This is a genomic window from Nocardia sp. NPDC058497 (assembly GCF_042720195.1).
In the GTDB taxonomy this organism is placed as follows: domain Bacteria; phylum Actinomycetota; class Actinomycetes; order Mycobacteriales; family Mycobacteriaceae; genus Nocardia.
In genome coordinates, this window is record NZ_JBHXMY010000125.1 from 1,813 (window position 1) to 10,739 (window position 8,927).

6 protein-coding genes are annotated in these 8,927 nt (G+C 69.1%); 2 read left to right on the plus strand and 4 right to left on the minus strand.

Translation table 11 applies throughout. The features are described from left to right. Positions 1 to 90: 90 nt before the first annotated feature. The 4 genes from ACFWPJ_RS11575 to ACFWPJ_RS11590 all read right to left on the minus strand — a co-directional run bounded on the left by ACFWPJ_RS11575 (position 91) and on the right by ACFWPJ_RS11590 (position 4,955). Positions 91 to 2,370: a hypothetical protein gene (locus tag ACFWPJ_RS11575; protein WP_378849845.1), complete on the minus strand. Its 2,280-nt coding sequence runs from the start codon at positions 2,368 to 2,370 to the stop codon at positions 91 to 93. 152 nt (positions 2,371 to 2,522) lie between these two features. Then, positions 2,523 to 3,260, minus strand: coding sequence for a type II CAAX prenyl endopeptidase Rce1 family protein (locus ACFWPJ_RS11580; RefSeq protein WP_378849847.1), 738 nt, complete (start codon positions 3,258 to 3,260; stop codon positions 2,523 to 2,525). 127 nt (positions 3,261 to 3,387) lie between these two features. Further along, positions 3,388 to 4,329 (minus strand): RluA family pseudouridine synthase, encoded by a 942-nt coding sequence (locus ACFWPJ_RS11585; protein ID WP_378849849.1) that lies wholly within the window; start codon positions 4,327 to 4,329, stop codon positions 3,388 to 3,390. Positions 4,330 to 4,379: 50 nt separating this feature from the next. Next, positions 4,380 to 4,955: a putative glycolipid-binding domain-containing protein gene (locus ACFWPJ_RS11590; protein WP_378849851.1), complete on the minus strand. Its 576-nt coding sequence runs from the start codon at positions 4,953 to 4,955 to the stop codon at positions 4,380 to 4,382. Between the two features lie 356 nt (positions 4,956 to 5,311). On the opposite strand from ACFWPJ_RS11590, the gene ACFWPJ_RS11595 reads away from it, so the two are divergent. Both ACFWPJ_RS11595 and ACFWPJ_RS11600 read left to right on the plus strand, forming a co-directional pair. After that, complete coding sequence (locus tag ACFWPJ_RS11595; RefSeq protein ID WP_378849853.1) at positions 5,312 to 7,153, plus strand: ABC transporter ATP-binding protein; 1,842 nt, start codon at positions 5,312 to 5,314, stop codon at positions 7,151 to 7,153. Next, positions 7,150 to 8,886 (plus strand): ABC transporter ATP-binding protein, encoded by a 1,737-nt coding sequence (locus ACFWPJ_RS11600; protein WP_378849855.1) that lies wholly within the window; start codon positions 7,150 to 7,152, stop codon positions 8,884 to 8,886. Before ACFWPJ_RS11595 ends, ACFWPJ_RS11600 begins: the two co-directional genes overlap by 4 nt. Positions 8,887 to 8,927: the final 41 nt, after the last annotated feature.

Genomic DNA, 8,927 nt, shown 5'->3' on the forward strand with positions numbered 1-8,927 from the left:
GTGTTCTGTGTGGTGGGGGTGGCGATCTTCGCCGGGTGGGTTGAGGCGTCCCCGGCCCGGATCGAGACGGGGCCGGGGCGCGGTCGGTGGTCAGCCCGTGAACGCGTACGGCTGGCGGATCTTGCGGGCGAATTCGACGATGTTGGTGACGGTGCTGCCGGAGACGCCGACCTCGGCGCCGATGCTGCGGGCCGACCAGGATTGATCGGTGAGTTCGAGGATCTCCTCGATCTGGTCGAGGGTCAGGCGCAGCGGACTGCGGTGGGCGATCTGACGGGCCAGGGCGCGGACCTCGGTGTCGTCGTCGAAGTCGTAGGCGTCGTCGGCCAGGTCGTCTTCATCGTCGAGGTCCGGTTCGATCGGTTCGGGGGACGGCACCGGCATCCGCTCGCTCACGACTTCGGAGGTCGCCGTCTCGACCTTCGTCAGCTGCTTCTTGGGGGTAGCGGTCGGCTCGGGCTGACTGAGCTGCTGTTCAGCCGCAGGCGTCGGCTCAGGTTGAGTGAGCTGCTGTTTCGGAGCAGACGCTGACTCGCGGTTCGTGAGCTGCTGTTTCGCCGCCGGTGCCGGAACGGTGCCCGAAGCGGGCTCGAGTTCGGTGGTGAGGGTGAGCTGTTCGGGCTCGTCCGTAGGGGGGTGTGGATCGTGGTGCACCACTACCGATTCGGTGGGTGCCGCGGTGTCGCCGTTGCGGTCACGGGCGACGGTGCCGGCGTGCGCCGTCGCCTCGGGAACCGGGTCGGTACCGGTGGCGTCGCCGGCAGTGGCCTGCGCGGCGGCGGTGACCGGTATTCGCCGCAGGGTCGGGGTGGCGCCGTTGACGCGGGCATGGTCGACACCATTGCGACGGTGATCGGCGGCGGCCTTGTGGATCAGCTCGAGGGTGCCGGGCGCGGTCGACTTGTCGGTGGACGGGCGGCGGACGCCGTGGGTGGGCTGGCTCCATCCGGTCGCAGTCTTCGGGTGGGAGGACGGCGAGCTGACCTGCGCTGCAAGGGGTTCCGGGGACGCGGTCTGCGACTCGGCGCCGGTTCCGACCACTTCGGTAGCGGACGGTGCGGGCACGTGTGTCGGCACCGCGGTGGCGAGGTCCTCTGCGGCCGGGCGGTTGGCCAGAACAGGTGCCTTCGCTGCGAGGTCAGCGGCCTGAGCTTCGAATTCACCTGCAGGCGAGCTTGCTTCACCTGACGCGACAGGTTCACTGACTTCGGCGACCTCGGTGCGCACATCGGCGGGCTCGGGCGGTCCCGTATGAAGCGCTGCCGCGACGGTTCTCGTTGCCTCGGTCTGCGTAGCTGTCGTGTCGCCCTGCGCCACAGGCTGTTCCAGGTCGGCGGCCCGCGCCACAGGTTGTTCCGCGGCGGCGGCCTGTGCCGCGGCGGCCTGCACCACAGGCTGTTCCGGGGCAACGGTCTGCGCGGCGGTGGTCTGCCGCGTCGGGGACGGCTGCACAACCGACGACCCACCCAATCCCGCAATACTGTTCGTGCTGACCCGCCGAGCGGCTTCGATCTCGGCTCCGGCGTGCCCCGTGACAGAAGCCCGAGCCTCCGACACGACCCGCTCGACAGCGGAGTAACTCGCGTCCCCTGGCAATTCCACCGAAGCACTCTCGATCAACAGCGCATACCGCGCCGACACCCACGCATGCAGCCAAATCACCACACCCACCATCACCGGCGCGATCGAGTACTCGGCTGCGCGACCGAAGGATCCGGCGGCCAGGTGCGGACCGGCGTTCAACGCCACGGTTGTACCGAGCAAGGCCAGCTCGAACACCAGAACCTTGCCACGCTCGAGCTCACGCCCCCAGCGGGCGGCGGTGGTGGCGGCGACCATGATGGTGATGATCGGGATCGAGATCATCGCCTCGATGCCGAAGCTGAGCCAGTACAGCGGATCACTCATGTCACCGCTGGGCACGAGATTGTGCTGCACGTTGACCCCGGCCCACACCATGCCGAGGACGACGACCCCGATCAGCGCGCGCGAAGACCATTCCGCCCGCCGGTACAGCTGGGCGAGCCGGGCATCGGCGCTAGACACCCGCCGCCGCGCGGCCAATGCCTTGCGATGCCAGCGCGCGTCGGCTTCGTCGGTCCGGCGGATGAGCCTGCCGGTGCGCCGGTCACGCTGTTCGGCGGCGAGTTCGTCGGCGATGGCGCGGCGCCGCTGTTTGCGCCGTTGCGCGCGAATCCATTCGGCGAGTTCCCGTTCGGCCCGAATCTCGGAGTCGGAGAGTGCGTCGTAGAGCGCCGTGTCGTGCTGGAGCGGGAGCTTGCCGCGCGCGGTCGCGACCTGCTGTGCGAGTGCCGTGATCTCGGTGTTCGGCGAGCTGACGGCATCCTCCATCGACCGATCGTCGGACATCTGGCGCCTTCCGGTCACTCGAACACATGGACTATCGAACATATGTGTGATTGCCAGAGAGCGTAAACGCCGTCCGCGCCGCGGTCAACGACAAGCGGGCCTTCGGAGTGGATTCAGGACAGGGCGCGCTTCTCGTATCACCGGGAGGGGGCTCAGCGCAGCGCCGTGTGCCAGACGATGGCCGCGGCGAGTGCGCCCGCGCCGTTGAGGGACCAGTGCAGGGCGATCGGGGCGAGCAGGCTGCCGCTGCGTCGGCGCAGCCAGGTGAAGACCACGCCCGCGGCGGCGGTCGCGGCGACGGCGAGGGTGATGCCGATGATCTGGCCGACGAGTCCGCCGCCGACGATGCCGGACAGGCCCTTGTTGCCGCTGGTCAGGCCGAGCGAGGACGCGATGTGCCAGAAACCGAACAGCAGCGATCCGGCAGCGAAGAGCCCGCGGACTCCGAGCACCCGGTCGAGGGTGCCGTGCAGGACGCCGCGGAAGGCGAGTTCTTCGGGGATCACGGTCTGCAGCGGGATGACGATCATCGACGCGATCAGCGCGCCGGAGATCGTGGCGTAGCGGTCGGCCAGGAAGAAGGGCCGGGTGACCGGCAGGATCGCGCCGATCGCGACGGCGGTGAGCACGATCCCGACCGCGCCGAGCGCGTAGACCGTTCCTCGTCGCCAGTGCCGGGGGGAGAGCCCGAGTTCGGCCCAGCCGAGACCGCGCTTGCGCATGAGCGCCAGCAGCGCGAACGCCGCGACCGGCACGATGACGATATTGGCCCACGCGGTGGTGAAATGCGCGATCAGATTGGTTCCGGCCAGCACGACGACGACCACGGCGATATCGACATAGGCGTGCAGCTTGGGCCGGGGATCGGCGACAGTGGTGGGTTCGGGCACCCGACCGAGTGTACGGAAGTATTACGAAATGGAAACGGACCGGTGCGTGCAGGTCAGCGGCCGATTCAGGCGGAAACCCGCGCCGACCGGCCCGGCGGAACACCGATCAAGATCACCGCGCTGTGAGTTACTCGACAGCCGATCCGGACCATCCGGACAGATCCGTCCATGCCCGCAGACTGCGCCGCGTCTCGAATCGCCGCGGCTGCCCGCTGATCGGGTCGGTGAATTCCAGCGAGGCGGCCAGCAGTTGCAGCGGCCGGGTGTAGTCGTCGACGGATTTGTCGGTGATCCCCGGATAGAAATCGTCGCCGAGAATCGGCACGCCGAGGCTGTTCATATGCAGGCGAAGCTGATGGGTCCGGCCGGTGTGCGGCCGCAGCCGGTAGCGACCGAGTCCGGCGCGGTGCTCGACGAGTTCCACCTCGGTCTCGGCATTGGGTTCGCCGTCCACCTCCTGCGCGGCGAGCACCTGCTTCTCCTTGATGATCCGGCTGCGCACGGTCCGCGGCAGCTCCAGCGCCGGATCGTAGGGCGCGACGGCCTCGTACTCCTTGCGCACGGTCCGGCGATGGAACATCGTCTGATACGCCCCGCGCGCCGCCGGGTTCACCACGAACAGCACCAGCCCCGCGGTCACCCGGTCCAGTCGATGCGCCGGGATCAGGTCAGGCAGGTCGAGTTCACGGCGCAAACGAACCAGGGCCGTCTGCAGAATGTGCTGGCCGCGCGGGATCGTCGCCAGGAAGTGCGGTTTGTCGACCACCAGGATGTCGTCGTCGCGATGGACGATCCCGATCTCGAACGGCACCTCCTGCTCGACCGGCAGGTCCCGGTGGAACCACACCGCCCCGCCCGGCACGAACGGCGCGTCCGGCGCCAGCGCTCCCACCAGATCGACGATCTCGCCCGCCCGCAACATCTCGTCGATCCGCGCCGGATCGACCCGCGGCAGCCGCTCGACGAGGTGCTCACGCACCGTCGTCCAGTGCCCGTCCTCCGGGAGCCGGAGCCGGGCTGGATCCAGGCCGTGCCGCTTGGGCAGCGGCGGCTGCTGCCTTCGTCGCATGGAAACAGTGTCTATCGGCGGGTGGCGGCGCGAGTGCGCGGCCCCTCGAGTCAGGCCGTGCGCGCGGCCAGCCCCGGGTAGTCGACGATCAGACCGGACTCGTCGTAGCCCAGCGTGGCGCGGTAGTCGAAGGCGGGCGCGCTGTAGTCGTAGCGCTGACCCGCCTCGGCGGTGATCCGGCGATAGTGCTGTGGCAGCCGGGTCACCGCGAGGTCGGCGGCGCGCACGTACACGGCCGGAGCCTCCGCGGCGTCGCCGACCGCGAGGTCCAACCGGTGCACCGGCAGCGCGTTGGTGAACGCCGACGCCTCCAGATCGACATCGAGGCAACCGTCGAGTTCGGGGGAGTGCACCCCGTCGACCTGCCAGCGCCCGAGCCCGTCGGACTGCAGCGTGAGCGAGTGCCGGGCGTCGGGATAGCGACCGGTGATCTGCGCCGACCGCGTGTGCCAGCTGCCGTCGACCCGGAGCCGATAGTCGATCGCCCAGGCGAGGCCGTCCTCGACCGCGGTCGCGCACCCTTCGACGTAAACCCCGCGATCATCGTCGCGGAAATAGGTCACTTCGAATCCGGTGCGCGCCTCGCGATGCAGCCAGGCGGCCGAGGATGGCAGCGGAGTGAACACGAGGAAACGTTATCCGGCCCGCTGATCGAGCACCATCAATTTCGCTTCGACAAGCGTATGCCGGGCCCGCCTGCGCACCCGGCACAGATCGACGCTGCATTCGAGATGAATCTGCATGGCCCGGTGCGCTTGGTCGGGTGTCAGGTTTCCCGGATCGGCCTGGCAGTAATACATTTTCGCTCTCCCGCCGCGCTCAGAGATTTAGAGGTAGGGAGGAAATTACGCCCGGAATGTCGAATTGCCGAGGGGGTTGACTGGCAGTTCACACAAGCTTCCCCGGTCGGCCACAACCATTCAACTTAGGCTAACCTACCCTTGGCACGTTTGCCGTGGACAGGTCGAGAGGGCGAGAAGTTATGACGGTGCAGGTAGCGCCGCCGCCGGGGGCGGAGTCGGGGAACCGGCCACCCAAGGCGGTCGCGAAAGCGCAGAAACAACAGGAAGCGCAGGCGCGCAAGGAGATTCTGGCACCGGTGTCGGGGATGCTGACGATGGCGAGCCTGCTCGTCGCCGTCGCCTCGGTCTGCACCGTCGTGCCGTTCCTGCTGATCGTGGCCGCCTGCCGGGAGTTGCTGGAAACCCCGGTTGACAGCGATCGGGTGTGGTGGCTGTTCGGCGCGGCCGTGGTGGTGCTGATCGTGCGTGCCCTGCTGCAGGCGGTCGCGCTGACCTGGTCGCACGCCGTCGACGCCGGCTACCAGCTGACCCTGCGCAGGCTGCTCGCGGACAAACTCACCCGGGTGCCGCTCGGCTGGTTCGGCGAACGCAGCTCCGGCGAGGTCAAGACGTATCTGCGCGACGACGTGGAGGCACTGCACTACCTTGTCGCCCATGCCCGGCTGGAGTTCGTCGGCGCGCTGGTGGTCCCGCTGGTCACCCTCGGCTACCTGTTCACCGTCGACTGGCGGCTCACCCTGGTGCTGCTGATCCCGCTGATCGCCTACTTCGTCCTGTTCGGCAAGATCATGGACCGCGACGGCCGCGACCGCCTCGCCGTCTACACCCGCTGGGAACGGCGCACCTCCGAGGCCACCATCGAATTCGTCGACGGCATCCAGGTCGTGCGGGCGTTCGGTCAGGCGGGCAAGGCGCACACCGAGTTCCAGAGCGCGGTCGACGGTCAGGTGCAGGCGGCGCATCGGATGAAGATGCCGATCATCCGCGTGCAGTCGGCCTCCGACATCGTGGTCATGCCTGTCTTCGTGATGCTGATCGTGGTCGTCGGCGGGCTCGCCTTCGTCGGCCTCGACTGGGTGAACCCGCTGGACCTGCTGCCGTTCCTACTGGTCGGCCTGGGTATCGGCAGTTCGCTGCTTGGCCTCGGCTACGGTTCGCAGGCGCTGCGGGCCGGTGGCGCCGCGGCGCTGCGGCTGCACGAACTGCAGCAGACGCCGGAGCTGGACACCGCGCCGACGACGAGCACGGGCCCGGCGAGCCAGGCGGGTGTCGTGCGCTTCGACGGCGTCGAATTCGCCTACCGCACCGGCCATGACGTGCTGCGCGGCGTCGATCTCGAACTGCACCCTGGCACCATCACCGCGCTGGTCGGCCCGAGCGGCTCCGGCAAGTCCACCCTGGCCAAACTGCTGCCCCGTTTCTACGACGTCGGCGCTGGCCGGATCACCATCGACGGGCGCGATATCCGCGAGTTCACCAGCGAAGATCTCTATCGCACCGTCGGCTTCGTGTTCCAGGATGTGCGCCTGATCCGCGGCTCCATCCGGGAGAACCTGCTGCTCGCGCGCCCGGACGCCGACGACGCCGCCATCGAACGGGCGAGCAGGGCCGCCCAGATCCACGACCGGATCATGGCGCTGCCGCGCGGCTACGACTCCGAGATCGGTGTCGACGCCTCGCTGTCCGGCGGTGAGGCCCAGCGGCTCTCGATCGCTCGCGCGCTGCTGGCCGACACTCCGGTGCTCGTCCTCGACGAGGCGACCGCCTTCGCCGACCCCGAATCCGAGGCCGCGGTGCAGGACGCGCTGGCCGCGCTCGTCGCGGGCCGCACCGTGCTGGTGATCGCACACCGGCTGCACACCATCACCGGCGTCGACCGAATCCTGGTGCTGGAGAACGGAACGCTCGTCGAGCAGGGCACGCACACCGAGCTGCGCGCCGCCGGTGGGCTGTATCAGCGGCTGTGGGAGATCAACGAGGCCGCGCTCGGCACGCTCGCCCTGGTGGAGGAAACACGATGATTCGCAAGGTTTTCCGCCTCGTTCCCGCGGAGTTCGCTCCGCTGATCCCGCGCTTGCTCGCCGCCATCGTGGTGCAGGCGCTGTGCCAGGCCATCGCGTATCTGCTGTTGGTTCCGGTGCTGGAAGCGCTGTTCGGTGACGACCTCGGCGGCGCCTGGCTGTGGGCGCTCGGCATGGCCGTGGCTGTCGCCGGTGTGATCGTCTTCGGTTACCTCCAGGCCGTGATCGGCCTGCGGATCGGGCTCGGCATGCAGCGCGGCCTGCAGACCCGCCTCGGCGACCAGCTGAACGCGTTGCCGCTGGGCTGGTTCGAGGACCGCGACGCCGGTCCGCTCTCGCGGGTCATGGTCGAGCAGGTCCGCGAGATGCAGGGCCTGATCGCCTACCTGCTCACCAAGGTGCTCACCGGCATCATCGTGCCGCTGGTCGTCGCGATCGGGATGCTGTTCATCGACTGGCGGATCGGGCTGGCCATGCTGCTCGCCGCGCCGGTGCTCTACCTGGTCAACAATCTCGCCAACCGCGCCTACACCGGCGCCGACGCGCGCCTGCACATCGCCGCGGCCGAAGCCGATTCGCGGGTGGTGGAATTCGCGCAGGCACAGCCGGTGCTGCGCGCGTTCGGCGCGGTCGGCGCAGGCAACAAGGCGCTCGACGCCGCGCTGGTCGGTCAGCGTTCGGCGGTGCGGAAGATGATGGTCGCGACGGTGCCCGGTCTGATCGTCTTCGCGCTGTTCGTGCAGGCGGTGTTCCTGGTGCTGGCCTACATCGCGGTGGTGCAGGTGACCGACGGCGCGATCTCGGCGGCCGCGGCGATCGCGCTGATCGCGGTGAGCTCGCGGTTCATCGAGCCGGTGAACCAGGCCGCCCAGCTGGGTGCCGCCCTGCGTTCGGCCGCCGCGGCCGCCGACCGGATCACCGACCTGCTGGACGAGAAGCCGCTGGCGACGCCCACCGAACCGGTGACGCCCGGTGCGCCCGCCGTGGTCTTCGACGAGGTCAGCTTCGGCTACCGCCCCGGCGAACCCGTACTGTCGGACCTGACCTTCACCGTCCCGGCCGGTACCACCACCGCCATCGTCGGACCGAGCGGTGCGGGCAAGACCACCCTGCTGCGGCTGGCCGCCCGCTTCTACGACGTGGACTCCGGCGCGGTCTCGGTCGGCGAACACGATGTGCGCGAACAGCCTTCGGACACCCTGCTCGACCAGCTCTCGCTGGTCTTCCAGAACGTCTACCTGTTCAACCGCTCGGTCGCCGACAACATCCGCATCGGCAAGCCCGACGCCACCGACGCCGAACTCGAGCGCGCGGCCGTGGCCGCCAGGGTCGACGAGATCGTCGACCGGCTGCCCGACGGTTTCGACACCGCGGTCGGTGAGGGCGGCGCGTCGCTGTCCGGCGGTGAACGCCAGCGCGTGTCGATCGCCCGTGCCCTGCTCAAGGACGCCCCGATCGTCCTGCTCGACGAGGCGACCAGCGCGCTGGACCCGCACAGCGAGGCCGTCGTTGTCCGTGGCATCCACGAACTGACCAAGGACAAGACGGTTCTCGTCGTGGCGCACCGGCTCTCGACCATCGCCCACGCCGACCAGATCCTGTTCCTCGACCAGGGCCGCATCGCCGAACACGGCACCCATCAGGAACTGCTGGATCTCGACGGCCGCTACGCCGCGTTCTGGAACGAACGCGAGCGCGCCACCGGCTGGCGGCTCGAGCCCGTCTCCGCCTGACCCGCGACGAACAGGGCCCGGGGGGGGGGGGGGGGGCGGGG